Here is a 24438-nt window from a genome sequence, read left to right as displayed (position 1 = left end):
ATCAGGAACGTCATGCGTCTCGTCTTCGCCGGCACACCCGCACCGGCTGTGCCGTCGCTGCGCCGGCTCGCGGCATCCGCTCACGACATCGCCGCGGTCGTCACCCGCCAGGATGCCCCGCTCGGGCGCAAGCGCGTGCTGACGCCGTCGCCGGTCGCCGTCGCCGCCGAGGAGCTCGGGCTGCCCGTGATCCGCGCCGACCGGCTCGATGCCGCCGTCACCGCCGAGATCGCGGCGCTCCAGCCGGACCTCGGAGTGATCGTGGCCTACGGGGGACTCGTGCGCGAACCGCTGCTGTCGACCCCGGCGCACGGCTGGATCAACCTGCACTTCTCGCTGCTGCCGCGCTGGCGCGGCGCCGCGCCGGTGCAGCACGCGCTCATCGCCGGTGACGCGCGCACCGGCGCCAGCGTGTTCCAGCTCGTCCCCGAACTCGACGCGGGCGATGTGTTCGGCGAGCTCGCGGTCGACGTCCCCGCGGACGCCACCGCAGGCGACCTCCTCGCGTCGCTCGCCGACGACGGGGCGGGACTCCTCGCCGACGTGGTCGACGCGATCGCCGGCGGCACCGCCGTCGCACGGGCACAGCTGGGCCAGACGACGTACGCGTCGAAGCTCGGCGACGACGACGGCCGTATCCGGTGGGACGAGCCGGCAGGCGCCGTGCTCGGCCGCATCCGCGGCGTCACGCCCGAGCCCGGTGCGCACACCACGATCGACGGCGCCCGGTTGAAGGTGCTCGCCGTCGCATCCGCGCCGCCCGACGCGCCGGCGCTCGCGCCGGGCGCACTCGCGCTGCACGGCAAGCAGGTCATCGCGGGCACCGCTTCAGCGGCGATCGTGCTCGAGACGGTGCAGCCCGCCGGCAAGGGCGCGATGCGCGCCGCGGACTGGTGGCGAGGGCTGCGCGAGGCGACCCCGGTGGCGGGATCATGAGCCGCACGGTCGCGGCGCGCCGCGTCGCCTACGACACGCTGCGCGCCGTCCACGAGTCCGACGCCTACGCCAACCTGCTGCTGCCGACGGCGATCTCCCGGGCCGGGCTGTCGACGGCCGACGCCGCGCTCGCGACCGAGCTCACCTACGGCACGCTCCGGCGACAGGGCACGTACGACGCGGTGATCTCGATCGCCGCAGACCGCCCCGTCGCCGACATCGATCCGGCGGTGCTCGACGCGCTGCGGCTCGGCGTGCACCAGCTCCTGTCGACGCGCGTGGCCTCCCACGCGGCCGTGAACGAGTCCGTCGAGCTCGCCCGCGGCGCGGGCGGACGCGGGGCCGCGGGCTTCGCGAACGCCGTGCTGCGCCGCGTCTCGCGTGACACTCCAGGAGACTGGATGACCCACGTCGCCGCGAGCGCCCGCTCCGACGACGAGCAGCTGGGCCTGCTGTTCTCGCACCCTGTCTGGGTCGTGCGCGCCTTCCGGCGCGCCCTCGCGGCGGAAGGCCGCGCCGAAGAGCTCGAGGCGCTCCTCACCGCCGACAACGCGTCGCCGCGGGTCACGATGGCGGCGCTTCCCGATCTCGCCGGCGTCCCCGACGAGGCGCGGCGCACCCCGTTCTCACCGATCGGCTTCCGCCTGGGCGGCGGCGACCCCGACTCGCTGGTGCGCACCTCGCGCGGCCGCATCCGCGTGCAGGACGAGGGCTCGCAGCTCGCCGCCCTCGCCCTCACGCGTGCCCTGCCCATCGCGGAGGGGGAGCGGTGGCTCGACCTGTGCGCGGGCCCCGGTGGGAAGACGGCGGTGCTCGCCGCCGAGGCCCGGGTAGGCGGCGCGACGCTCGAGGCCAACGAGATCTCGCCCGCGCGCGCCGGGCTCGTACGTCAGGCGCTGGCCGGCGTGCCGGTCGAGGTGCCGGTGTCGGAAGAGGACGGCCGCGTCCGCGCGCAGGAGGCTCCCGAGACGTACGACCGCATCCTGGTCGACGCCCCCTGCACCGGCCTGGGCGCCCTGCGCCGCCGTCCCGAGGCACGGTGGCGCAAGGCGCCGAGCGACGTGCCGGCCCTCACGGAGCTGCAGCGCGAGCTGCTCACCGAGGCGGTGGGCGCTCTGAAGCCCGGCGGCGTGGTCGCCTACGTGACGTGCTCGCCGCACCTCGCCGAGACGTCGGGCGTCGTCGCCGACATCCGCCGCGAGTGGGGGGCGGCGCTGGAGGAGATCTCGGCCCGCGACGTGATCACGTCACTGTCGGATGCCGACCCGGGCCTCCCGCCCCAGGCGGACGGCAGCGGCCGCGCCCAGCTGTGGCCGCACCGGCACAACACCGACGCGATGTCGATCTCGCTGCTGCGGCGCGTCTGAGCCGTCCCGCGGGCGGCGGGGCCCAGCAGCTGGCCGACAGCTCCGCGTCACTCCCGCAGACGGATTCCGTGCGGCATCTGCTCGAACTCGACGCGCAGCGCGACGAGTGCCGCGCTGTGCGCGCGGGCGAGGTCGCTGGCGTCGACGATCACCTCGGTGCCGTCGGGCAGCGACTCGGCGAGCTCGCGCAGCACGGCGACCACCCTTTCGGTGCCCGCGAGGCCCAGTTCGCCCGCCAGTCGCAGCACGCGTCCCTGGTCGGTGTCCTCCACGGTGAAGGCGGGCACCGCGACGCTCTCGTGCGACTCGAGCAGGTGCATGCCGAAACGCTCGCCGAGCGTCTCGAGGAGCGCGATCGCCCGCACCGAGTTGCCGTGCTCGTCGAGGCGGGGACTGAACGCGGCCACGCCGAACTGCGACGGCGCGACGGCGAGGAGCCCGCCGCTGACGCCGCTCTTGGCGGGCAGGCCCACGCGCAGCAGCCACTCGCCGGAGTAGTCGTACATGCCGCAGCTGGCCATGATCGACAGCACGTCGCGCGCCACCGCCTCGGCGACGACCCGCTCGCCGGTGACGGGGTTGAGCCCGCCGAAGGCGAGGGTCGCCGACATCACGGCGAGGTCGCGCACCGTGACGAGCAGCGAGCACTGCCGGAAGTACGTCTCGACGGCGATCTCGACGGACCCGTCGATGATCCCGTGCGAGCGCAGCAGGTGCGCGAGCGCGCGGTTGCGATCGCCCGTCGCCGACTCCGAGGCGTAGACCTGCTCGTCGACCCACAGCGACCGTCCGGCAAAGGCCGAGAGTCCCTCGGCGATCCGCGTCATCCGGTCGTCGACGCCGTCGCCGGGGATGAGGGCGGAGGTCGCTATCGCGCCGGCATTGACCATGGGGTTCGCCGGCCGGCCGGTGCCGGGTTCCAGGCTGATCGCGTTGAACGGCTCGCCGCTGGGCTCGACGCCGACCTTGCGCAGGACCTCGTCGCGCCCGCGGTCCGCGAGCGCGAGCGCGAGCACGAACGGCTTCGAGATCGACTGGATCGTGAACTCGTGCGTGACGTCGCCCACGGCGCGCACACGCCCGCGCGGGCCCACGACGGCGAGAGCGAGCCGGTCGGGATCAGCGGCGGCGAGCTCGGGGATGTAGCCCGCCGGGGCGCCGCGGTCATGGGGTCGGATGTCTTCGAGGACGTCGTGCAGGAGCGCCGTGATCGGATCCACGGCTCGACCATAATGGACGCGTGCCACCGATCGACGACGCAGCCCGCCTGACGGACATCCGCATCAACCCCAGCATCCTCGCCGCCGACTTCGTGAACATGCAGGCCGAGCTCGCGCGCATCGCGACGGCGGATTTCGTCCACGTCGACGTCATGGACAACCACTTCGTGCCCAACCTCACGTTCGGCCCGCAGATGGTCGAGCGCATCCAGGCCACGAGCCCCGTGCCCCTCGACGTGCACCTCATGATCGCCGACCCCGACCGCTGGGCGCCCGGCTACGCCGAGCTCGGCGCCGCATCCGTCACCTTCCACCTCGAGGCCGCGACCGAGCCGGTGGCGCTCGCACGGCGACTGCGCGACATCGGCGCGCGCGCCGGTGTCGCGGTCAAGCCCGCGACCCCCGTCGAGGGCCTGTTCGACCTGCTCGACGACTTCGACCAGATCCTCGTGATGACCGTCGAGCCCGGCTTCGGCGGCCAGTCGTTCATGCCCGAGACGATGCCGAAGCTGCGCCGCCTCGCCGACGAGGCCCGCCGGCGCGGCTCGTCGGTGTGGCTCCAGGTCGACGGCGGCATCGGCGAGTCCACCATCGCGCAGGCCGCCGAGGCGGGGGCGAACACGTTCGTCGCGGGCTCCGCCGTGTTCGGCGCGGGCGACCCCGCGAACGCGATCGCGGGCCTTCGGGCGTCCGCCGCCGAGCACCACGTCCACTGAGCGTGGCGTCACGCGGCGCCGAGGCATCCGCTCGGTTCGATACCCTGGCATGGTGAAGACGTTCGACACGCTGTACGCCGAGCTCGCCGCGAAAGCGGCGGAGCGCCCCGAGGGATCGGGAACCGTGGCACAGCTGGACGCGGGCGTCCATGCGATCGGCAAGAAGATCGTGGAGGAGGCCGCCGAGGTCTGGATGGCGGCGGAGTACGAATCGACGGATGCCGCAGCCGAGGAGATCTCGCAGCTGCTGTACCACCTGCAGGTGCTGATGCTCGCGAAGGGGCTGAGCCTCGAAGACGTCTACCGACATCTCTGAGCGCGCGCTCCCCATCCGTCCTCGAACCCGAAAGCCCCGCTGCCATGCTGCGAATCGCCGTGCCGAACAAGGGCTCGCTCGCCGAGACCGCCTCTGAGATGCTCTCCGAGGCGGGTTACATCGGTCGTCGCGACCCCAAGGACCTCCACGTCATCGACCCTCAGAACGAGGTCGAGTTCTTCTACCTCCGCCCCAAAGACATCGCCACCTACGTCGGCTCCGGCGCACTGGACGTCGGCATCACCGGCCGCGACCTGCTGCTCGACGCCCGCATGCCGGGCGCGCGAGAGATCGAGGCCCTCGGCTTCGGCGGCTCGACGTTCCGCTTCGCGGGCCCTCCCGGGCGCTTCACGTCGGTCGAGGACCTCGAGGGCGCCCGAGTCGCGACCGCGTACCCGGGCCTCGTCGACGCGTTCCTCGACGAGCACGGCGTCGCCGTCGACCTGGTGCCGCTGGACGGCGCTGTCGAGTCGGCGGTGCGGCTGGGAGTGGCGGATGCTGTGGCCGACGTCGTGTCGACCGGCACGACGCTCCGCCAGGCCGGCCTCGAGATCTTCGGCCCGGTGCTGCTGCAGTCCGAGGCCGTGCTGATCACCTCGCCCACCCAGGCGGAGGGCACCGAGACCCTGCTGCGGCGCCTGCGCGGCGTCATGGTCGCGCGCCGCTACGTCATGGTCGACTACGACCTGCCCGCCGACCTCGTCGACGACGCGGTCAAGATCGCGCCCGGCGTCGAGTCGCCGACGATCGCGCCGCTGCGCGACCCCGCGTGGGTGGCCGTACGGGTGATGGTGGCCCGCAAGGGCGTCAACCAGGTGATGGACGCCCTGTACGCGATCGGCGCCCGCGCGATCCTCGTGACGGCGATCCACAACGCGAGGCTCTGATGAGCCTCGTCTGCCGCGTCATCCCGTGCCTCGACGTCGCCGCGGGGCGCGTCGTGAAAGGCGTGAACTTCCAGAACCTGCGCGACATGGGCGACCCCGTCGAACTGGCGCGCGAGTACTTCCGCCAGGGCGCCGACGAGATCACGTTCCTCGACGTCACCGCGACCGTCGACGAGCGCTCGACGACGTACGACGTCGTCCGGCGCACGGCCGAAGAGGTCTTCATCCCGCTCACGGTCGGCGGGGGAGTGCGCTCCACCGACGACGTCGCCCGGCTGCTGGGGGTCGGTGCCGACAAGATCGGCGTCAACTCGGCGGCGATCGCGCGCCCGCCCCTGCTCGACGAGATCGCCGATCGCTTCGGCGCGCAGGTGCTCGTGCTGTCGCTCGACGTCAAGCGGTCGCCGGCGACCGACTCCGGCTTCGTCGTCACCACGCACGGCGGCCGCACCGAGACGACCCTCGACGCCCTCGAGTGGGCGCGCGAGGCGATCGAACGCGGCGCAGGCGAGCTCCTGGTCAACTCCATCGACGCCGACGGCACCAAGCAGGGCTTCGACCTCGAACTGGTCGCTCTCATGCGCGAGGTCGCCAGCGTGCCCGTCATCGCGTCGGGCGGCGCCGGCCAGGCGGCGGACTTCGGCCCGGCCATCGAGGCGGGCGCGGACGCCGTGCTCGCAGCATCCGTCTTCCATTCCGGGCAGCTCACCGTCGGCGACGTGAAGGCCGCGATGCAGGCCGACGGGATCGCCGTGCGGGAGGTGGCGGCATGACCGAGTCGCTCGACGAGCGCATCGCGCGCGTCACCTTCACCGCCGACGGCCTCGTCGCCGCGGTCATTCAGCAGTGGGACACCCGCGAGGTGCTCATGCTCGGATGGATGGATGCCGAGGCCCTCCGTCGCACGCTCACCGAGGGCCGCGTCACCTTCTGGTCGCGCTCGCGCCAGGAGTACTGGCGCAAGGGCGACACGTCGGGGCACATCCAGCTGGTGCGCGGAGCGAGCCTCGACTGCGACGGCGACACGATCCTCGTCGAGGTCGAGCAGATCGGCGCCGCGTGCCACACCGGCACCCGCACCTGCTTCGACGGCCGCGACCTCGGTGCGGTCCGCGGCCCGGAGCCGGACGCGTGATCCGCAGGGCGCGGCTGCTCTCCGTCGTCGTCGTCGTGCTGTGCGGCGCGCTCGGCGTGATCTCGTCGACGCAGACCTGGCTCTCGGTCGAACTCCTGGACGCCGCGCATCACACGCTCGAGGTGCCCGGCGCCTCGGCGGTGCCGGTTCTGGCGCCGCTGAGTCTCGCAGTGCTGGCGCTCGGCGCCGCGCTGTCGATCGTGGGCCTGGTGCTGCGCTACGTCTTCGGCGCGCTGGCCTTCTTCATCGGCGCCGTGCTCGCCTGGCTGACCGCCCGCGTGGTGTTCGAGCATCCCGTCTCGGCCGTCGCCTCGGTCGTCACCGAGTCCACCGGCATCGCAGGGGAGACCTCGGTCGCGAAGCTCGTCGCGTCGATCGACGCGACCCCGTGGCCGGTCGTGACCCTGGTGGTCTGGGCGGTGCTCATCGCGGGCGGCGTCTTCGTGCTCGCCACCGCGCACTCCTGGTCCCGCACGGGCCGGCGCTACCGCACGGACGAGGCCGCGAAGGCCGCGCCCGCCACCGATTCCCCCGCGCGCGCCGGTGACGGCCCGCGCCCCCACGACGCCGCCGGATCGCGCGCCATCGACGACTGGGACGACCTGTCGCGTGGCGAGGATCCGACCGCCTGACCGCTAGACTGGCGGCATCCCGCCCAGGTTCCACGAGGAGATATCCATGAGCAACAACATCGGCGACCCCGGCCACGGACACTCGCCCGCAGCCTGGACGGCCGTCGTGATCATGCTCATCGCGGTCTCGATCGGCACCTTCTTCTTCTTCCTCGACATGCCGATCTTCGTGTGGGCGTCGGCCGGCCTCCTGGTCATCGGCCTCCTCGTCGGCTGGATCATGAAGCGCGCCGGCTACGGCGTCGGCGGCTCCAAGGTCGCGGCGAAAGAGCACTGAGCATGCTCGCCGACCTCACGGCCGGCGCGGTTGAGGACGCCGAGGCTCGCGCCACGGTGCGGCCACTGGCCGAGGTCGAGTCCGCTGCCCTGGCGCAGCGGCCCGCTCTCGACGTCCTCGCCGCGCTCGCCCCGTCCGACCGCGTGAAGATCATCGCCGAGGTCAAGCGCGCGAGCCCCTCGCGCGGCGACCTCGCCGCCATCCCCGACCCCGCCCTGCAGGCACGCCGCTACGAAGAGGGCGGCGCGTCGGCGATCTCGGTCCTCACCGAGGGCCGCAAGTTCAAGGGCAGCCTCGCCGACCTCGAGGCCGTGAAAGCCGCAGTCACGCTGCCCGTGCTGCGCAAGGACTTCATCGCCACCGAGTATCAGCTCCTCGAGGCGCGCGCCTCGGGCGCCGACCTGGCGCTGCTGATCGTCGCGGCGCTCGAGCAGGACGACCTCGCACGCCTCTACGCGTTCACGCAGCAGCTCGGCATGACGGCCCTCGTCGAGACGCACTCGGCCGACGAGGTGGACCGCGCTGTCGACCTCGGCGCCCAGCTGGTCGGCGTCAACGCGCGCGACCTGTCCACCTTCCAGCTCGACCGCGACCTCTTCGGCCGTCTGGCCGAGCGCATCCCCGCCGGGACCATCAAGATCGCCGAGTCCGCGGTGCTCGCTCCCGACGACGTCGCCCACTACCGCGCCGCCGGCGCCGATGTGGTGCTGATCGGCGAAGCCCTGGTCACGAACGACCCCGTATCCACCCTGCGTGCATTCCTGGAGGCAGGCGCATGAGTCTTCGTGAGGCTCCCGGGCCGCTGTTCGGCGAGTTCGGCGGGCGGTTCATGCCCGAGTCCCTCATCGCCGCGATCGACGAGCTGACGGCGGAGTACGAGGCAGCCAAGGCCGACCCGGCCTTCCAGGCCGAGTTCGTGCGGCTCCTGCACTCGTACGCCGGTCGCCCGTCGCCGATCACCGAGGTCGCCCGGTTCGCCGAGCACGCAGGCGGCGCCCGTGTCTTCCTCAAGCGCGAGGACCTCAACCACACCGGGTCGCACAAGATCAACAACGTGCTCGGCCAGGCGCTGCTGACGAAGCGTCTCGGCAAGACGCGCGTCATCGCCGAGACGGGCGCGGGCCAGCACGGCGTCGCGACCGCAACGGCCGCAGCGCTCTTCGGCTTCGAGTGCACGATCTACATGGGCGAGGTCGACACCGAGCGCCAGGCGCTCAACGTCGCCCGCATGCGTCTGCTCGGCGCCGAGGTGATCCCCGTCAAGACCGGCTCGCGCACGCTCAAGGACGCGATCAACGACGCCTACCGCGATTGGGTCGCGAGCGTCGAGGACACGAACTACATCTTCGGCACGGCGGCGGGCCCGCACCCGTTCCCCGCAATGGTGCGCGACTTCCAGAAGGTCATCTCGGAAGAGGCGCGCGCGCAGCTCATCGAGGAGGCGGGCCGCCTGCCCGACGCCGTCCTCGCCTGCGTCGGCGGAGGCTCGAACGCCATCGGGATGTTCGACGCGTTCCTCGACGACGACGGCGTCAAGCTCTACGGCGTCGAGGCCGCCGGCGACGGGGTCGACACGCCCCGTCACGCCGCCTCGATCGAGCGCGGCCGCCCCGGCGTGCTGCACGGCGCGAAGACCTTCGTCCTGCAGGACGAGGACGGCCAGACGATCGAATCGCACTCGATCTCGGCGGGACTCGACTACCCGGGCGTCGGCCCCGAGCACGCATGGCTCGCGTCGATCGGCCGCGCCGAGTACATCCCCGCGACCGACGATGAGGCGATGCAGGCGCTGCGCCTGCTCTCCGAGACCGAGGGCATCATCCCCGCGATCGAGTCCGCCCACGCCCTCGCGGGCGCCCTGCGCATCGGCCGTGAGCTCGGTCCCGACGCGATCCTCGCGGTGTGCCTGTCGGGCCGCGGCGACAAGGACATGGACACCGCCGCGCGCTACTTCGGCCTCTACGACAAGGGCACGGATGCTGCGGCCGCCGCCGTCGCGCCACAGGACGACGCCGCACACGGCCAGGGGGAGAAGCTGTGACCTCACGCGTCGCCGCGGCGATCGACGCCGCCCGTGCCGACGGACGCGGCGCGTTCGTCGGCTACCTCCCGCTCGGCTTCCCGGACCTCCAGGGGAGCATCGACGCGGCCGTCGCGCTGGCCGAGAACGGCGCGGACATCCTCGAGCTCGGCCCGCCCTACTCCGACCCGGTCATGGACGGCACGGTCATCCAGGAGGCGACGCAGGCCGCCCTCGCCGGCGGCTTCCGCCTGCGCGACACGTTCACCGCCGTCCGCGAGATCACACGTCGCGTCGACGTGCCGGTGCTCGTGATGACGTACTGGAACCCGGTGCTGCAGTACGGCGTCGACCGCTACGCCGACGACCTGCTGGCCGCCGGGGGAGCAGGTCTCATCACCCCCGACATCACGCCGGAGGCCGCGCCCGAGTGGATCGCCGCCAGCGAGCGCACCGGTCTCGACCGCGTGTTCCTCGCGGCGCCGACGTCGACCGACGAGCGTCTCGAGCTCATCGCCCGGAACTCCACCGGCTTCGTGTACACCGTCTCGACGATGGGCATCACGGGGGAGCGCGCGCAGTTGGATGCTGCGGCCCGCACGCTCGTCGCACGCCTGCGCGAGCACGGGGTCGAGCACGCATGCGTCGGCATCGGCATCTCGAACGCCGAGCAGGTCGCCGGTGTGCTCGAGTACGCGGACGGCGCGATCGTCGGCACGGCGCTCGTGCGGGCGCTCCGCGATCGGGGCATCGAAGGCCTCGTCGAGACCGCGCAGAGCCTCGCCGCAGGCACCGCCGGCGGCGCGAACTAGACTTCTGAGGTCGGCGGCCACCGCCGCGACCCCCAGCACGGATCCAGCAAGGACACGGTTCTCCCATGATCAACGCCGCCCTGAGCGTCGTCGCCAGCATCCCGAGCCCGTCGATCAGCTACTTCGACATCGGCCCCCTGCGGATCCACATCTACGCGCTGTGCATCATCGCGGGCATCATCGTCGCGGTGCTGTGGACCAACGCCCGCCTCACCAAGCGCGGAGCCGAGCCGTGGGTCGTCATCGACATCGCCCTCCTCGCCGTCCCGCTCGCGATCATCACGGCGCGCATCTACCACGTGCTCACGCACTGGAACTTCTACTTCGGCGAGGGTGCGAACCCGTGGTCGGCGCTCTTCATCTGGGAGGGCGGCATCGCCATCTACGGCGCCCTCATCGGCGGCGCCGTCGGTGCGTGGCTCGGCTGCCGGTGGACCGGCATCCGCTTCTGGACCTTCGCTGACGCGCTGGCCCCCGGGCTCCTCCTCGCGCAGGCGATCGGCCGGTTCGGCAACTGGTTCAACCAGGAGCTGTTCGGCCTGCCGACCGACGTGCCGTGGGGCCTCGAGATCGACTACCCGAACCCGGCGTGGCCGATCGGCCTGCCCGAGGGCACCCTCTTCCACCCGACGTTCCTGTACGAGGTGCTGTGGAACACGCTGGGCGTGCTCTTCCTCGTGTGGGTGGGACGCCGCTTCGTGCTGCAGTGGGGACGCCTGTTCGGTCTGTACCTCGTGTGGTACAGCGCCGGCCGCATCGTGTGGGAGTCGATCCGCATCGACCCGAGCGACATCTTCCTGGGCCTGCGCACCAACGTCTGGGCGGCCATCTTCGGCGTCGTGATCGGCTTCGCGATCTTCTTCGTGCAGAAGCGCCGCCACCCCGGTCTCGAGCCGTCGCCCTATGTGTCCGGCCGCGAGTGGAAGGCCGGACAGGCTGTACAATCGCAGGACACCGACGACTTCGTCGACGTCAGCGAACCCCCGACGTCCGAGGCCGAAGGGGCCAGCGCCACAAGCACTCCTGCCAACAAGTAACGCTGCTCTCCCCCCGAAGAGCGCGCCCAGGGCCGACGTCGTCCCATCTTGACTATCAACGTGAGGACGGTAGGTATGGCTTCGAGCCCCCGCCGCGTCGCCTCCTCGGAGGCGAACCACCCCGCTTCGTCCGGCCGCGCCGGATTCCCCCAGAAGCAGGGCATGTACAACCCTGCCTTCGAGAAGGATGCCTGCGGCCTGGCCATGGTGGCCACGCTCCGCGGTGAAGCCGGCCACGACATCATCGATCTGGCGCTCACGGCGCTGCGCAACCTCGAGCACCGCGGTGCGATCGGGTCCGACGCCGGCACCGGCGACGGCGCGGGCATCCTGACGCAGATGCCCGACGAGTTCCTGCGCGCCGTGGCGGGCTTCGACCTGCCTCCCGTGGGGGAGTACGCCGCAGGCCTCGTGTTCCTGCCGCGCGACGCCGAGGCGCGCGAGACCCAGAAGAGCGGGATCGAGCGGATCGCGGCATCCGAAGGTCTCACGGTGCTCGGCTGGCGCGAGGTCCCGACCTCCGACGAGAACCTGGGCAAGCTGGCCTTCGAGGCGCGCCCGGTCTTCGAGCAGCTCTTCATCTCGCGGCCGGCGACCGGCGACGCCGAGGCGCTGTCGGGCATCGCGCTCGACCGTCGCGCCTACCGGCTGCGCGCCCGCGCGCGCACCGAGCTCGACGCGTACTTCGTGTCGCTGTCGTCGCGCACGCTCGGCTACAAGGGCATGGTCACGACGCTCCAGCTCGAGCCGTTCTACCCCGACCTTCAGGACGAGCGCTTCGCTTCGGAGCTCGCGGTCGTGCACTCGCGCTACTCGACCAACACGTTCCCGTCGTGGCCGCTCGCGCAGCCGCTGCGCATGCTCGCGCACAACGGCGAGATCAACACCGTCAACGGCAACCGCAACTGGATGCGCGCGCGCCAGTCGCAGCTCGAGTCCGAGCTGCTCGGCGACATCCAGCCGCTGCTGCCGATCTGCACGACCGGCGCGAGCGACTCCGCCTCGTTCGACGAGGTCCTCGAGCTCCTCACGCTGACCGGCCGGAGCCTTCCGCACGCCATCATGATGATGGTGCCCGAGGCCTACGAGAAGCAGGCCGACATCGACCCGAAGCTGCGGGCGTTCTACGAGTTCCACTCGATGCAGATGGAGCCCTGGGACGGCCCGGCCGCGCTGATCTTCACCGACGGCACGCTCGTCGGCGCCACGCTGGACCGCAACGGCCTGCGTCCCGGCCGCTGGACCGAGACCACCGACGGCCTCATCGTCATCGGCAGCGAGACCGGCGTGCTCGACTTCGAGCCCGAGCGCATCAAGCGCCGCGGACGCCTGCGCCCCGGGCGCATGTTCCTCGTCGACACCGCGCAGCGCCGCATCATCGAGGACGACGAGATCAAGGCGCAGCTCGCCGACCAGGAGCCGTGGCAGGAGTGGCTCGACAGCGGTCGGGTGCGCCTCGCCGACCTCCCGGAGCGCGAGCACATCGTGCACCCCATCGCCTCGATCACCCGGCGTCAGCGCACGTTCGGGTACACCGAGGAAGAGGTCAAGATCCTCCTCACCCCGATGGGTCAGACGGGCGCCGAGCCGCTCGGCGCCATGGGCTCCGACACGCCCGTCGCCGTCCTGAGCGAGCGCCCGCGCCTGCTGTTCGACTACTTCACGCAGCAGTTCGCACAGGTGACCAACCCGCCGCTGGACTCCATCCGCGAAGAGGTCGTGACCTCCCTCGGCCTCGGCCTCGGCCCCGAGCGCAACCTCCTCGAGTGGGGTCCCGAGCACACGCGCGTCGTCACCCTGGACTTCCCGGTGATCGACAACGACGAGCTCGCCAAGATCCAGCACATCGACACGGCGCTCCCGGGCCGCACGTCCGTCACGATCCGCGGCCTCTACCGCGTCGAGGCCGGCCACAAGGGCATGAAGAAGCGCCTCGAGCAGATGTGCCAGGAGGTCGACCAGGCCATCGAGGACGGCGCCGAGTTCATCGTCCTGTCGGACCGCGACTCCAACAAGGACCTCGCGCCCATCCCGTCGCTGCTCATGCTCGCCGCCGTTCACCACCACCTCATCCGCAAGCAGACCCGCATGAAGTGCGGTCTCGTGGTCGAGGCCGGCGACGTGCGCGAAGTGCATCACATCGCGACGCTCATCGGGTACGGGGCATCCGCCGTCAATCCGTACCTCGCGATGGAGACCGTCGAGTACCTCGTGCGCGCCGGCTTCATCACCGGCATCGCGCCCGAGAAGGCGGTCAAGAACCTGATCTACGCGCTCGGCAAGGGCGTGCTCAAGATCATGTCGAAGATGGGCATCTCGACCGTCTCGTCGTACGCGGGCGCACAGGTGTTCGAGGCGGTGGGGCTGTCGCAGGACTTCGTCGACACCTACTTCACCGGCACCGAGTCGAAGCTCGGCGGCGTCGGGCTCGACGTCATCGCGGCGGAGAACGCCGCACGGCACGCATACGCGTATCCGGAGGATGCCGCGGTCCGGGCGCACGAGCGCCTCTGGACCGGTGGCGAATACCAGTGGCGCCGCGACGGTTCGCCGCACCTGTTCAACCCCGACACGGTGTTCCGGCTGCAGCACTCGACGCGCACGCGCCGGTACGACATCTTCCGCGAGTACACCAAGCTCGTCGACGACCAGGCGAACGAGCTGAAGACGCTGCGCGGCCTGTTCGCGCTCAAGACCGAGGGCCGCACGCCGGTGCCGATCGACGAGGTCGAGTCGGTCGCGTCGATCGTCAAGCGGTTCTCGACGGGCGCCATGAGCTACGGCTCCATCTCGCGCGAGGCGCACGAGACGCTCGCCATCGCGATGAACCGCATCGGCGGCAAGTCGAACACGGGCGAGGGCGGCGAGGACGTCGATCGTCTGCTCGACCCCGAGCGCCGCAGCTCCATCAAGCAGGTCGCCTCGGGCCGCTTCGGCGTCACGAGCCTGTACCTGACCGAGGCCGACGACATCCAGATTAAGCTCGCTCAGGGCGCCAAGCCCGGCGAGGGCGGTCAGCTGCCGCCGACCAAGGTGTATCCGTGGGTCGCCCGCACGCGTCACGCGACCGCCGGCGTGGGTCTCATCTCGCCGCCGCCGCACCACGACATCTACTCGATCGAAGACCTGAAGCAGCTCATCTTCGACCTCAAGCGCGCGAACCCCGGTGCGCGCGTGCACGTCAAGCTCGTGAGCCAGTCCGGCATCGGCGCGGTCGCGGCGGGCACTGCCAAGGCGCTGGCCGACGTCATCCTGGTGTCGGGCCACGACGGCGGCACGGGCGCGAGCCCGCTCAACTCGCTGAAGCACGCGGGAACGCCGTGGGAGCTCGGGCTCGCCGAGACGCAGCAGACGCTCATGCTGAACGGCATGCGCGACCGCGTGGTCGTGCAGGTCGACGGTCAGCTCAAGACGGGCCGCGACGTCATCATCGGCGCGCTCCTCGGCGCCGAGGAGTTCGGCTTCGCCACGGCGCCGCTCGTCGTCTCGGGCTGCATCATGATGCGCGTCTGCCACCTCGACACCTGCCCCGTGGGCGTCGCGACGCAGAACCCGGTCCTGCGCGAGCGCTTCAACGGCAAGCCCGAGTTCGTCGTGAACTTCATGGAGTTCATCGCCGAAGAGGTGCGCGAGTACCTCGCGTCGCTCGGCCTCCGCTCGCTCGACGAGGCGATCGGCCGCAGCGACCTGCTCGACATCGACGGTGCCGTCAACCACTGGAAGGCGAACGGTCTCGACCTCGCGCCCGTGCTCGACGGCCCCGTCTTCGCCGAGGACGAGCCGCGCCGCAACACGACCGCGCAGCTGCACGAGCTCGACGAGCACTTCGACGTCGGCCTCATCGAACGCGCGCAGCACGTCATCGAGAACGGCGGCGAGCTCACGATCGACCTGCCGATCCGCAACACCGAGCGCGCCGTCGGGACGCTCCTGGGTCACCACGTGACCAAGGCACGCGGTGAGAACGGACTGCGGTCGGGGAGCATCGTCGTCAACCTCACGGGGTCGGCGGGCCAGTCCTTCGGGGCGTTCATGCCCGCGGGCATCACGCTGCGACTCGAGGGCGACTCGAACGACTACGTCGGCAAGGGCCTCTCCGGCGGTCAGATCGTCGTGCGTCCGCCGCGCGGCGCTACGTTCGACGCGTCGAAGAACGTCATCGCGGGCAACGTGATCGGCTACGGCGCGACGCTCGGCACCATGTTCCTGCGCGGTGTCGTGGGCGAGCGCTTCTTCGTCCGCAACTCCGGTGCCACCGCGGTGGTCGAGGGCGTGGGCGACCACGCGCTCGAGTACATGACCGGCGGTCTCGCGGTCATCCTCGGCGCGACCGGGCGCAACCTCGGCGCCGGCATGTCGGGCGGCACGGCCTACGTGTACCGCCTCGACCGCAAGCTCGTGAACCGCGAGGCGCTGGCCTCCGGCGAGCTCGAGCTCGGCGAGCTGGGCTCCGGCGACGCCGAGATCCTGCGCGACCTGCTCGAGCAGCACGTCGCCGAAACCGAATCGACTCTCGCCCAGGCTCTCCTCGACGACTTCGAGGCCGAGCTGGCGAACTTCGTCCGGGTCCTGCCACGCGATTACGCCGCGGTGCTGCAGACCCGCCAGGAGGCCGTGGCCGAGGGGCTCGACCCCGACGGCGACGTCGTCTGGAACCGCATCCTGGAGGTGACGGGTGGCTGACCCGAAGGGCTTTCTGAAGGTCACCGAGCGCGAGCTGCCCACGCGGCGGCCGGTGCCGGTGCGCATCATGGACTGGAAAGAGGTCTATGAGCCGGGCGACGCGGCGGTGCTGCGCCGGCAGGCCGGGCGCTGCATGGACTGCGGCGTGCCGTTCTGCCACAAGGGCTGCCCGCTCGGCAACCTGATCCCGGAATGGAACGACCTGACGTGGCGCGGCGAGGGCCGCGCGGCCAGTGAGCGCCTGCACGCGACGAACAACTTCCCGGAGTTCACCGGGCGGCTGTGCCCCGCGCCGTGCGAGAGCTCCTGCGTGCTCGGCATCAACCAGCCGGCCGTCACCATCAAGCAGGTCGAGGTCTCGATCGTCGACGAGGCGTTCGCGAACGGCTGGATCGAGCCGGAGCCCCCCGGGCGCCTCACCGGCAAGACGGTCGCCGTCGTCGGCTCAGGACCCGCCGGCCTCGCCGCCGCGCAGCAGCTCACGCGCGCCGGCCACACGGTGGCCGTGTTCGAGCGCGACGACCGCATCGGCGGGCTTCTGCGATACGGCATCCCCGATTTCAAGATGGAGAAGAAGCACCTCGAGTCGCGTCTTCGCCAGATGCAGGACGAGGGCACCCGCTTCCGAGCAGGCGTCGAGATCGGCAAGGACATCTCCTGGGCCGACCTCCGCGCCCGCTACGACGCGGTGGTCATCGCCACCGGCGCGACGGTGCCGCGTGAGCTCGCGATCCCCGGACGCGACCTGGCCGGCGTGCACTTCGCCATGGAGTACCTCGTCGAGTCGAACAAGGCCGTCGCGGGCGACGCGGTGGCCAACCAGATCACGGCCGAGGGCAAGCACGTCGTCGTCATCGGCGGCGGCGACACCGGCGCCGACTGCATCGGCACCGCGCACCGCCACGGCGCGCTCAGCGTCACGAACCTCGCGATCGGCCGCCGCCCTCCGGGCGAGCGTCCCGAGCACCAGCCGTGGCCGATGGACGCCACGGTGTTCGAGGTGCAGTCCGCGCACGAAGAGGGCGGCGAGCGTGCCTACCTCGCCTCGACCGTCGAGTTCCTCGCGAACGACGCCGGTGAGGTGCGCGCCCTGCGCGTCGCCGAGACCGAGTTCGTCGACGGCCGCCGCGTGCCCAAGAGCGGCACAGAGCGGGAGATCCCCGCCGACCTCGTGCTGATCGCGATGGGCTTCACCGGCCCCGAGCGCGCCCTCCTCGAGGACCAGCTCGGCGCCCGCTTCACCGAGCGGGGCAACGTCCGCCGCGAGGACGACTACCAGACGACCGCCCCGGGCGTGTTCGTGGCCGGCGACGCCGGCCGCGGCCAGTCGCTCATCGTGTGGGCGATCGCCGAGGGGCGCGCCGCCGCCGCCAGCGTCGACCGCTTCCTGATGGGCGAGACCCAGCTGCCCGCTCCGGTCCGCCCGACCGATGTCGCCATCGGCCTGCAGCCCGCGTAGGCTGGCCGAGGCACTCGCCACCTTCAACCCACCCGGAGAACACCACGGATGAGACGCGCCAAGATCGTCGCCACCCTTGGGCCCGCCACGTCGTCGTATGAGATGGTCCGCGCGATCATCGATGCCGGCGTCGACGTCGCCCGATTCAATCTGAGCCACGGGGACTACTCGGTCCACGACAACAACTTCGCCAACGTGCGCAAGGCCGCCGACGACGCCGGACGGGCGGTCGCGATCCTCGTCGACCTGCAGGGTCCGAAGATCCGTCTCGGCAAGTTCGAGAACGGACCGCACGAGCTGGCGGTCGGCGACATCTTCAAGATCACCACAGAAGACATCCTCGGCACCAAGGAGATCGTCGGCACCACCTTCAAGGGTCTCCCGAACGACGTCAAGCCGGGCGACTTCCTCCTCATCGACGACGGCAAGGTCCGCGTCGAGGTCGTCGAGACGGACGGCACCGTCGTCACCACCAAGGTGATCGTCGCGGGCCCGGTCTCGAACAACAAGGGCATCAACCTGCCCGGCGTCGCGGTCAACGTGCCCGCGCTGTCGGAGAAGGACGAGGCCGACCTCCGCTGGGGTCTGCGCGCCGGCGCCGACATCATCGCGCTGTCGTTCGTGCGTGACGCGAAGGACGTCCAGCGCGTCCACGTCATCATGGCCGAGGAGGGACGCCACGTCCCGGTCATCGCCAAGATCGAGAAGCCGCAGGCCGTCGACAACCTCGAAGAGATCATCGACGCGTTCGACGGCATCATGGTCGCCCGCGGCGACCTCGGCGTCGAACTCCCGCTCGAGGCGGTGCCGATCGTGCAGAAGCGCGCGGTCGAGCTCTGCCGCCGCATGGCGAAGCCCGTCATCGTCGCGACGCAGATGCTCGAGTCGATGATCGAGAACCCGGTGCCCACTCGCGCCGAGACGAGCGACGTCGCCAACGCCGTGCTCGACGGCGCGGACGCGGTCATGCTCTCGGGCGAGACCAGCGTCGGCAAGTACCCGGTCGTGGTCGTCGAGACCATGGCCCGCATCGTGGCCTCGACCGAGGAGCACGGCCTGGAGCGCATCCAGCCGCTCACGACCAAGCCCCGCACCCAGGGCGGCGCGATCACGCTCGCGGCGATGGAGGTCGCCGAGTTCGTCGACGCGAAGTTCCTCTGCATCTTCACCGAGTCGGGCGACACCGCGCGCCGCATGTCGCGCCTGCGCCCGCGCATCCCCATGATCGGGTTCGCCCCCGAGCCGGCGATCCGCCGCCGGATGGCGCTGACGTGGGGCGTGCAGTCGTCGCTCGTCGAGCACGTCGCTCACACGGACCTGATGTTCATCCAGGTGGACGACTACCTGCTGTCGAACGACCTCGCGAAGGTCGGCGACAAGGTCGTCGTGATCTCGGGCTCCCCTCCCGGGATCATCGGCTCCACGAACGACATCCGCATCCACAAGGTGGGCGACGCGGTGCACGGCAAGGCGCCGATCTACAAGACACGGGACTGACACATCCCTCGACCGGACGGCTGCGACCACTACTGTGGTCGCAGCCGTCCGGCTTTTCGAGAAAGGTGACGCCGATGTTCTTCGGTGACTTCTGGTGGTTCCTGCTGTGGAGCTTCTACTTCATCGCGTACCTGTACGTGGTGATCGTGATCATCACGGACCTGTTCCGCGATGACGAACTCAACGGCTGGCTCAAGGCGCTGTGGATCATCGCCCTCGTGTTCGTGCCGTTCCTCACCGCGCTGATCTACATCATCGCCCGCGGCAAGGGCATGGCCGTGCGCGCGCAGGCCGCTCGCGGGGGAGTGGTCGCCGAGTCCGACGACTACCGGCCGTCGGCCTCGTCCAGCCCCACCGAGGACATCGCGCAGGCGAAGGCTCTCCTCGACGCCGGCGCGATCTCGCAGGGCGAGTTCGACGCCCTGAAGAGCAAGGCGCTCGGCAACCAGTACTTCGGCGCGTAGCCCGTAGACAGCGGAAGAGTGGATGCCTCGAATCGAGGCATCCACTCTTCTCTGTGTTCTGCTGTTCGGCGTCAGCTGATCTTGCGCCGGTAGATCGCCATCGACGCGATGTACGCGACGACGAGGATGCCGACCAGCCAGGCCATCGCGACCCAGATGTCGGTGCCGACCGGCTCGCCGGCGAACAGCGCCCGCATCGAGTCGACGATCGACGTGACCGGCTGGTTCTCGGCGAACCACTGCACCGGGCCCGGCATGCTCTCGGTCGGCACGAACGCCGACGAGATGAACGGCAGGAAGATGAGCGGGTACGAGAACGCGCTCGCGCCGTCCACCGTCTTCGCCGTCAGTCCCGGGATCACCGCGAGCCACGTGAGCGCCAGCGTGAACAGCACCAGCATGCCGATCACGCCCATCCACGCGCCGAAGCTCGCGCCCGTGCGGAACCCCATGATGAGCGCCACGCCGATGACGAGCGCCAGCGACACGAGGATCGACACCAGGGAGGTGAGCACGTGCGCCCAGAGCACTCCCGATCGGGCGATCGGCAGCGACTGGAACCGCTCGAAGATCCCGCTCTGCATGTCGAGGAACAGCCGGTACGCCGTGTAGGCGATGCCGGACGCGATCGTGATCAGCAGGATGCCGGGGAGCATGTAGTCGATGTACGACCCCTTCGCCCCGCCGGTGTCGATCGCCCCGCTGAACACGTAGACGAACAGCAGCATCAGTGCGATCGGGGTGACCGCTGTGGTGATGATGGTGTCGGGGCTGCGCAGGATGTGCCGCAGCGACCGGCTGGTGAGAACGGCGGTGTCGCCGATCACGTGCGTGGTCATGATTCCTCCTTCGCGGGGACGGTGTCGTCCTCGCCGGTGAGGGCGAAGAAGACGTCTTCCAGGCTCGGCTGCTTCTCGACGTACTCGACCTTCGCCGGCGGCAGGAGCTGCTTGAGCTCCGCCAGCGTGCCGTCGACGATGATGTGGCCCTTGTGCAGGATCGCGATGCGGTCGGCGAGCTGCTCGGCCTCTTCGAGGTACTGCGTGGTGAGCAGCACGGTCGTGCCGCCCCGCGCGAGCTCCCGGACCGCGTCCCAGACCTCGAGCCGCGCCGCGGGGTCGAGGCCGGTCGTCGGCTCGTCGAGGAAGATCACCGGCGGGTCGCCGATGAGGCTCATCGCGATGTCGAGCCGGCGGCGCATGCCGCCGGAGTACGTCGACACCTTGCGGGGGCCGGCGTCGGTCAGCGAGAAGCGCGCGAGCAGGCCGTCCGCGATCCCGCCGGGGTCGGGCAGGTGGCGCAGCTGCGCGATGAGCACGAGGTTCTCGCGCCCGCTCAGCACCTCGTCGACGGCGGCGAACTGCCCGGTGAGGCTGATCGTCTCGCGCACCTTCTGGGCCTGGGCGACGACGTCGAATCCCGCGATGGCCGCGGTGCCGGCATCTGCTTTCAGCAGTGTCGACAGGATCCGCACGGCGGTGGTCTTGCCGGCCCCGTTCGAGCCGAGCAGCGCGAAGATGCTGCCCCGCGCCACGTCGAAGTCGACGCCGCGCAGCACGTGCAGGTCCTTGTAGGACTTCTCGAGCCCCTGGACCCGGATGGCGGTGTCTGCGGTCATTGCTCCTCACGCCTCTCCGCGTCGTCGATCGCCTTGTTGAGGCGCGCGCGCTCCTTGTCGATCCACTGCTTGCCGGCGTACGCGGCGGTGAACTCCTCGGCGAAGGCGGACGCGTCCTCGCCGACGATGTCGCGCACGGGGGTGCCGTCGGCGGCCGCGCGCTCCCAGAGGTCGGCGGAGTCGCCGAGCATCTGCATCATCGTGACGCCGTCGGTCATGCCGCCGACGGTCATGAAGTACCGGTCCAGCGCCTTGGCGGCCGAACGGTAGGGCTCGGGCAGCGCCTCGATGCGCGCCTTGTACTGGCGGTACTGCTTCTTCTGCTCGATCGAGCCGGTGACGACTTCGTACCACTTGGCGGCCATGTCAGTCCTCTTCCTGGGGGTTGGCGGTGCTGTCTGCGTGTTCGCGGTGGAGCTGTTCGATGCGTTCTGCGAGGAAGCTCCAGGTCCTCCAGAACTCCGCGAGCTGCTCGCGGCCCTGCGCGTTGAGGGAGTACACCTTGCGCGGCGGACCCTTCTCGGACGGGACCTTCTCGACGTCGACGAGGCCGCGCTGCTCGACCCTGACCAGCAGGGCGTAGACGGTGCCCTCGGCGATGTCGGAGAAGCCCTGGTCTCGCAGCCACGAGGTGATCTCGTACCCGTAGGTCGGCCGGCCGGAGAGGATCGCGAGCACGATTCCCTCGAGCGTGCCCTTGAGCATCTCGGTCTCCTGTTTGCCCATGGCGCACCTCCTTCTGACTACTCAGTGATGTTGACTACTGGTAGACAGTAACACTAGGTACCGGTACTTAGCAACACCGATTAGTAGATGAATCGGACGCACGGGTGTAATGTCCAGCCGTCGCCGATGGAGGCGGCAGTGAGGACCATCGATGACCCAAGCCAGCTCACCGGTCGCGCCCGACGACCAGAGCACCCCCGAGCGTCACGATCTGCAGGCGGGCGGCGTGAGCGCCGCCGGCTCGATCGTGATGGCCGTCGCCGGCAGCGCACCGGCCTATTCGATCGCCGCGACCACGGCGACCCTCGTCGGCGTCGCCGGGCTCGGCGCCCCTGCCGCCCTGCTGTGGTGCGGCATCCCCATGCTCGGGATCGCCTGGGCGTTCCTGTACCTCGGCAGGGCCGACGTCAACGCCGGGGCCGCGTACTCGTGGGTCGCTAGAGCGCTCCATCCGGCGCTCGGATTCCTCTCGGGGTGGGCGCTGGTGATCTCGGCGACGATCTTCATGGTCGCGGGCGCGCTGCCGGCCGGCGCGATGACGGTCTCGCTGTTCGACCCCTCGCAGGCCGAGAACGTGCCGCTCATCACCGGGGTCGGCGCGATCTGGTTCGTGATCATGGCCGCGTGCGTCTACTTCGGCGTGAACATCACCGCGCGCGCCCAGTGGATCATGTCGACGATCGAAGTGGGCATCCTCGTGGTGTTCGCCGCGCTCGCCCTGTTCCGGGCGGCCACGACGACCCACGACGGGCCGAACTTCTCCTGGGACTGGCTGGGCTTCTCGCACCTGACGGGGCCCGGCATCTTCGTCGGCGCCGCCCTCATCGCCGCGTTCTACTACTGGGGCTGGGACGTCAGCTCGAATCTCAACGAAGAGACGACCAACGGCCACAAGTCGGCCGGCGCCGCGGGCCTCATCGGCGTGGGCATCGTCTTCGTCCTGTTCGAGATCTTCACGATCGCGACGCTCATCATGTTGTCGCAGGAGCAGATCGAGGCGAACAGCGCCAACATCCTCTCGGTGCTCGGCGACGTCATCTGGCCGGGTCTCGGCGGCAAGATCCTGATCATCGCCGTCGCCCTGTCGACGATCGCGACCCTGGAGACGACGCTCATCCAGGTCACGCGGTCGCTGTTCGCGATGGGCCGAGACCACACCGTCCCGCGCGCCTTCGGTCGCGTGCACCCGCGCTGGAAGACCCCCACCTTCGCGACGATCGTGATCCTGGTGGTCTCGCTGCTGCTGTTCGTCGGCTCGAACTTCCTCGGCAGCGTCGGCGACATCATGGAGAACGCCATCCTGTCGATCGGCCTCCAGATCGCGTTCTACTACACGCTCGCGGGCGTCGCGGTGGTGGTGGCCTACCGGAGGGTGCTCTTCCACTCGGCGAAGAACTTCCTCCTGATCGGCCTGTGGCCCGCGGCAGGCGCCGTCTTCATGGGCTGGGCGTTCTTCGCGTCGATCCCGAGCAACGACCCGATCGTGAACTGGCTCGGCATCGGCCTGATCGTCGTCGGAGTCATCCCGCTCGCGCTCTTCTACCGCAAGGCGAAGGTCTACTACTCGCGCCGGCCGCTGGAGCTTCCGCCCGAACTCGACCGGAAGGCGCCCGCCGACGTCGACCTGCGCTCGCCCGAAGCGGTCGAGACGCTGCCGGACCCGAACACGCAGGTCATCAAGACTCGCGACGAGGAGTGATGCGGATGAGCGGATGCCTCGGCCCGAGGCATCCGCTCATCCGGATCGAAAACGGTGCCGGTGGTGGGAGTCGAACCCACACGCCCTTGCGGGCAACCGAGTTTGAGTCGGTCGCGTCTGCCATTCCGCCACACCGGCCCGCGCCGCCGCGCGCGTCCGCGATTGACCATACCGTAGGATTCAATGGTGACTGAGCAGGAGCAGACCGCCGCATCGACGGCTTCCACCCCCCGCCGAGTCGTGGTCGCCGAGGACGAGTCGCTGATCCGGCTCGACATCGTCGAGATCCTCCGCGACAACGGATTCGACGTCGTCGGCGAAGCCGGAGACGGCGAGACCGCGGTGGCACTGGCCACCGAGCTGCGTCCCGACCTGGTGATCATGGACGTGAAGATGCCGCAGCTCGACGGCATCTCGGCCGCTGAGAAGCTCAGCAAGAACCACATCGCCCCGGTCGTGCTGCTCACCGCCTTCAGCCAGAAAGAGCTCGTCGAGCGCGCGAGCGAGGCCGGCGCCCTGGCGTACGTGGTCAAGCCGTTCACGCCGAACGACCTGCTGCCCGCGATCGAGATCGCGCTGGCCCGCTACGAGCAGATCATCACGCTCGAGGCCGAGGTCGCCGACATGGTCGAGCGCTTCGAGACCCGCAAGCTCGTCGACCGCGCGAAGGGCCTCCTCAACGAGAAGATGGGCCTCTCCGAGCCCGAGGCGTTCCGCTGGATCCAGAAGGCCTCGATGGACCGCCGCCTCACCATGCAGGACGTCGCGAAGGCGATCATCGAGCAGCTGGCGCCCAAGAAGGGCTGACCCCTACGACTTCCAGAGAAGCGGGTGGGGGGGGACGAGGCCACACCGGGTGTCATATAAAGGGGGTGTTGTGGTTGGTGTTGGGGGCCGGGGGGGGGCGGCGGGGCCCGGCGGGGGGGGGGAGGGGGAC

General features: G+C 70.4%; 24 protein-coding genes and 1 tRNA gene. 19 read left to right on the top strand and 6 right to left on the bottom strand.

The window, feature by feature from the left end:
- Positions 1-12: 12 nt before the first annotated feature.
- Positions 13-936 (top strand): methionyl-tRNA formyltransferase, encoded by a 924-nt coding sequence (gene fmt / locus ACFC1I_RS02330; protein WP_376006262.1) that lies wholly within the window; start codon positions 13-15, stop codon positions 934-936.
- Positions 933-2303 carry an RsmB/NOP family class I SAM-dependent RNA methyltransferase gene (locus ACFC1I_RS02325; protein ID WP_376006261.1) on the top strand — a complete coding sequence of 457 codons (1371 nt, stop codon included), beginning with the start codon at positions 933-935 and terminating at the stop codon, positions 2301-2303. Before fmt ends, ACFC1I_RS02325 begins: the two co-directional genes overlap by 4 nt.
- A gap of 47 nt (positions 2304-2350) precedes the next feature.
- On the opposite strand, the gene glsA is transcribed toward ACFC1I_RS02325, so the two are convergent.
- Entirely contained in the window at positions 2351-3523 is a 1173-nt protein-coding gene (gene glsA, locus ACFC1I_RS02320) for a glutaminase A (RefSeq protein WP_376006260.1), read from the bottom strand.
- Positions 3524-3543: 20 nt separating this feature from the next.
- Here glsA and rpe point away from each other — a divergent pair, with 20 nt between their 5' ends.
- The 15 genes from rpe to ACFC1I_RS02245 all read left to right on the top strand — a co-directional run bounded on the left by rpe (position 3544) and on the right by ACFC1I_RS02245 (position 19458).
- Positions 3544-4239 carry a ribulose-phosphate 3-epimerase gene (gene rpe, locus ACFC1I_RS02315; protein ID WP_376006259.1) on the top strand — a complete coding sequence of 232 codons (696 nt, stop codon included), beginning with the start codon at positions 3544-3546 and terminating at the stop codon, positions 4237-4239.
- A 52-nt stretch (positions 4240-4291) separates the two neighbouring features.
- Positions 4292-4555 (top strand): phosphoribosyl-ATP diphosphatase, encoded by a 264-nt coding sequence (locus ACFC1I_RS02310; RefSeq protein WP_045302883.1) that lies wholly within the window; start codon positions 4292-4294, stop codon positions 4553-4555.
- Between the two features lie 44 nt (positions 4556-4599).
- On the top strand, positions 4600-5442 hold the full coding sequence (gene hisG / locus ACFC1I_RS02305; protein ID WP_376006258.1) for an ATP phosphoribosyltransferase: 843 nt from the start codon (positions 4600-4602) through the stop codon (positions 5440-5442).
- Positions 5442-6215, top strand: coding sequence for an imidazole glycerol phosphate synthase subunit HisF (hisF, locus tag ACFC1I_RS02300; protein ID WP_376006257.1), 774 nt, complete (start codon positions 5442-5444; stop codon positions 6213-6215). The genes hisG and hisF overlap by 1 nt, the downstream gene beginning before the upstream one ends.
- Positions 6212-6577, top strand: coding sequence for a phosphoribosyl-AMP cyclohydrolase (gene hisI, locus ACFC1I_RS02295; RefSeq protein ID WP_376006256.1), 366 nt, complete (start codon positions 6212-6214; stop codon positions 6575-6577). Before hisF ends, hisI begins: the two co-directional genes overlap by 4 nt.
- Complete coding sequence (locus tag ACFC1I_RS02290) at positions 6574-7209, top strand: Trp biosynthesis-associated membrane protein (RefSeq protein ID WP_376006255.1); 636 nt, start codon at positions 6574-6576, stop codon at positions 7207-7209. Before hisI ends, ACFC1I_RS02290 begins: the two co-directional genes overlap by 4 nt.
- Before the next feature lie 46 nt (positions 7210-7255).
- Positions 7256-7486 (top strand): DUF6704 family protein, encoded by a 231-nt coding sequence (locus ACFC1I_RS02285; RefSeq protein ID WP_045302461.1) that lies wholly within the window; start codon positions 7256-7258, stop codon positions 7484-7486.
- A gap of 2 nt (positions 7487-7488) precedes the next feature.
- The gene (gene trpC / locus ACFC1I_RS02280) at positions 7489-8265 is read left to right on the top strand and encodes an indole-3-glycerol phosphate synthase TrpC (protein WP_376006254.1); all 777 of its coding nucleotides are present in this window, start codon (positions 7489-7491) and stop codon (positions 8263-8265) included.
- A complete protein-coding gene (trpB, locus tag ACFC1I_RS02275) occupies positions 8262-9527 on the top strand; it encodes a tryptophan synthase subunit beta (protein WP_376006253.1) in 1266 nt (421 codons plus the stop codon). The genes trpC and trpB overlap by 4 nt, the downstream gene beginning before the upstream one ends.
- Positions 9524-10318 carry a tryptophan synthase subunit alpha gene (gene trpA / locus ACFC1I_RS02270; protein ID WP_376006252.1) on the top strand — a complete coding sequence of 265 codons (795 nt, stop codon included), beginning with the start codon at positions 9524-9526 and terminating at the stop codon, positions 10316-10318. The genes trpB and trpA overlap by 4 nt, the downstream gene beginning before the upstream one ends.
- 65 nt (positions 10319-10383) lie before the next feature.
- Positions 10384-11355: a prolipoprotein diacylglyceryl transferase gene (gene lgt / locus ACFC1I_RS02265; protein ID WP_376006251.1), complete on the top strand. Its 972-nt coding sequence runs from the start codon at positions 10384-10386 to the stop codon at positions 11353-11355.
- Positions 11356-11430: 75 nt separating this feature from the next.
- A complete protein-coding gene (gene gltB, locus ACFC1I_RS02260; protein WP_376006250.1) occupies positions 11431-16038 on the top strand; it encodes a glutamate synthase large subunit in 4608 nt (1535 codons plus the stop codon).
- Entirely contained in the window at positions 16031-17497 is a 1467-nt protein-coding gene (locus ACFC1I_RS02255) for a glutamate synthase subunit beta (protein ID WP_376006249.1), read from the top strand. Before gltB ends, ACFC1I_RS02255 begins: the two co-directional genes overlap by 8 nt.
- A 48-nt stretch (positions 17498-17545) precedes the next feature.
- Positions 17546-18994 carry a pyruvate kinase gene (gene pyk, locus ACFC1I_RS02250; RefSeq protein WP_376006248.1) on the top strand — a complete coding sequence of 483 codons (1449 nt, stop codon included), beginning with the start codon at positions 17546-17548 and terminating at the stop codon, positions 18992-18994.
- Positions 18995-19068: 74 nt separating this feature from the next.
- Positions 19069-19458: an SHOCT domain-containing protein gene (locus tag ACFC1I_RS02245; RefSeq protein WP_376006247.1), complete on the top strand. Its 390-nt coding sequence runs from the start codon at positions 19069-19071 to the stop codon at positions 19456-19458.
- 71 nt (positions 19459-19529) lie between these two features.
- Here ACFC1I_RS02245 and ACFC1I_RS02240 read toward each other — a convergent pair whose 3' ends face one another.
- Genes ACFC1I_RS02240 through ACFC1I_RS02225 form a run of 4 tightly spaced genes read right to left on the bottom strand, consistent with a single transcriptional unit; the run spans position 19530 to position 21802 of the window.
- Entirely contained in the window at positions 19530-20297 is a 768-nt protein-coding gene (locus ACFC1I_RS02240; protein ID WP_376006246.1) for an ABC transporter permease, read from the bottom strand.
- Positions 20294-21076: an ABC transporter ATP-binding protein gene (locus tag ACFC1I_RS02235; protein ID WP_376006245.1), complete on the bottom strand. Its 783-nt coding sequence runs from the start codon at positions 21074-21076 to the stop codon at positions 20294-20296. Before ACFC1I_RS02235 ends, ACFC1I_RS02240 begins: the two co-directional genes overlap by 4 nt.
- On the bottom strand, positions 21073-21441 hold the full coding sequence (locus tag ACFC1I_RS02230; RefSeq protein WP_376006244.1) for a DUF1048 domain-containing protein: 369 nt from the start codon (positions 21439-21441) through the stop codon (positions 21073-21075). Before ACFC1I_RS02230 ends, ACFC1I_RS02235 begins: the two co-directional genes overlap by 4 nt.
- Before the next feature lies 1 nt (position 21442).
- Complete coding sequence (locus ACFC1I_RS02225; RefSeq protein WP_376006243.1) at positions 21443-21802, bottom strand: PadR family transcriptional regulator; 360 nt, start codon at positions 21800-21802, stop codon at positions 21443-21445.
- Between the two features lie 151 nt (positions 21803-21953).
- Between ACFC1I_RS02225 and ACFC1I_RS02220 the strand changes: the two genes are divergently transcribed.
- Positions 21954-23501 carry an APC family permease gene (locus tag ACFC1I_RS02220; RefSeq protein WP_376006242.1) on the top strand — a complete coding sequence of 516 codons (1548 nt, stop codon included), beginning with the start codon at positions 21954-21956 and terminating at the stop codon, positions 23499-23501.
- Between the two features lie 55 nt (positions 23502-23556).
- On the opposite strand, the gene ACFC1I_RS02215 is transcribed toward ACFC1I_RS02220, so the two are convergent.
- A tRNA-Leu gene (locus tag ACFC1I_RS02215) sits at positions 23557-23639 on the bottom strand.
- A 45-nt stretch (positions 23640-23684) separates the two neighbouring features.
- Here ACFC1I_RS02215 and ACFC1I_RS02210 point away from each other — a divergent pair.
- Entirely contained in the window at positions 23685-24308 is a 624-nt protein-coding gene (locus tag ACFC1I_RS02210; protein ID WP_109209425.1) for an ANTAR domain-containing response regulator, read from the top strand.
- The last annotated feature ends 130 nt before the right edge of the window (positions 24309-24438 follow it).

It is taken from the genome of Microbacterium sp. NPDC056044, from assembly GCF_042267145.1.
Classification (GTDB): domain Bacteria; phylum Actinomycetota; class Actinomycetes; order Actinomycetales; family Microbacteriaceae; genus Microbacterium.
Note: the sequence above shows the minus strand (reverse complement) of the source record. Positions and strands in the feature narration are given on the sequence as shown.

Coding starts and splice junctions, on each gene's coding strand:
- hisI (WP_376006256.1), top strand. CDS start 6,212: ATGACCGAGTCGCTCGACGAGCGCATCGCGCGCGTCACCTTCACCGCC.
- trpC (WP_376006254.1), top strand. CDS start 7,489: ATGCTCGCCGACCTCACGGCCGGCGCGGTTGAGGACGCCGAGGCTCGC.
- ACFC1I_RS02240 (WP_376006246.1), bottom strand. CDS start 20,297: ATGACCACGCACGTGATCGGCGACACCGCCGTTCTCACCAGCCGGTCG.
- ACFC1I_RS02220 (WP_376006242.1), top strand. CDS start 21,954: ATGACCCAAGCCAGCTCACCGGTCGCGCCCGACGACCAGAGCACCCCC.
- hisF (WP_376006257.1), top strand. CDS start 5,442: ATGAGCCTCGTCTGCCGCGTCATCCCGTGCCTCGACGTCGCCGCGGGG.
- ACFC1I_RS02285 (WP_045302461.1), top strand. CDS start 7,256: ATGAGCAACAACATCGGCGACCCCGGCCACGGACACTCGCCCGCAGCC.
- ACFC1I_RS02225 (WP_376006243.1), bottom strand. CDS start 21,802: ATGGGCAAACAGGAGACCGAGATGCTCAAGGGCACGCTCGAGGGAATC.
- ACFC1I_RS02235 (WP_376006245.1), bottom strand. CDS start 21,076: ATGACCGCAGACACCGCCATCCGGGTCCAGGGGCTCGAGAAGTCCTAC.
- pyk (WP_376006248.1), top strand. CDS start 17,546: ATGAGACGCGCCAAGATCGTCGCCACCCTTGGGCCCGCCACGTCGTCG.
- ACFC1I_RS02245 (WP_376006247.1), top strand. CDS start 19,069: ATGTTCTTCGGTGACTTCTGGTGGTTCCTGCTGTGGAGCTTCTACTTC.
- ACFC1I_RS02210 (WP_109209425.1), top strand. CDS start 23,685: ATGGTGACTGAGCAGGAGCAGACCGCCGCATCGACGGCTTCCACCCCC.
- gltB (WP_376006250.1), top strand. CDS start 11,431: ATGGCTTCGAGCCCCCGCCGCGTCGCCTCCTCGGAGGCGAACCACCCC.
- hisG (WP_376006258.1), top strand. CDS start 4,600: ATGCTGCGAATCGCCGTGCCGAACAAGGGCTCGCTCGCCGAGACCGCC.
- ACFC1I_RS02325 (WP_376006261.1), top strand. CDS start 933: ATGAGCCGCACGGTCGCGGCGCGCCGCGTCGCCTACGACACGCTGCGC.
- fmt (WP_376006262.1), top strand. CDS start 13: ATGCGTCTCGTCTTCGCCGGCACACCCGCACCGGCTGTGCCGTCGCTG.
- ACFC1I_RS02230 (WP_376006244.1), bottom strand. CDS start 21,441: ATGGCCGCCAAGTGGTACGAAGTCGTCACCGGCTCGATCGAGCAGAAG.
- trpB (WP_376006253.1), top strand. CDS start 8,262: ATGAGTCTTCGTGAGGCTCCCGGGCCGCTGTTCGGCGAGTTCGGCGGG.
- lgt (WP_376006251.1), top strand. CDS start 10,384: ATGATCAACGCCGCCCTGAGCGTCGTCGCCAGCATCCCGAGCCCGTCG.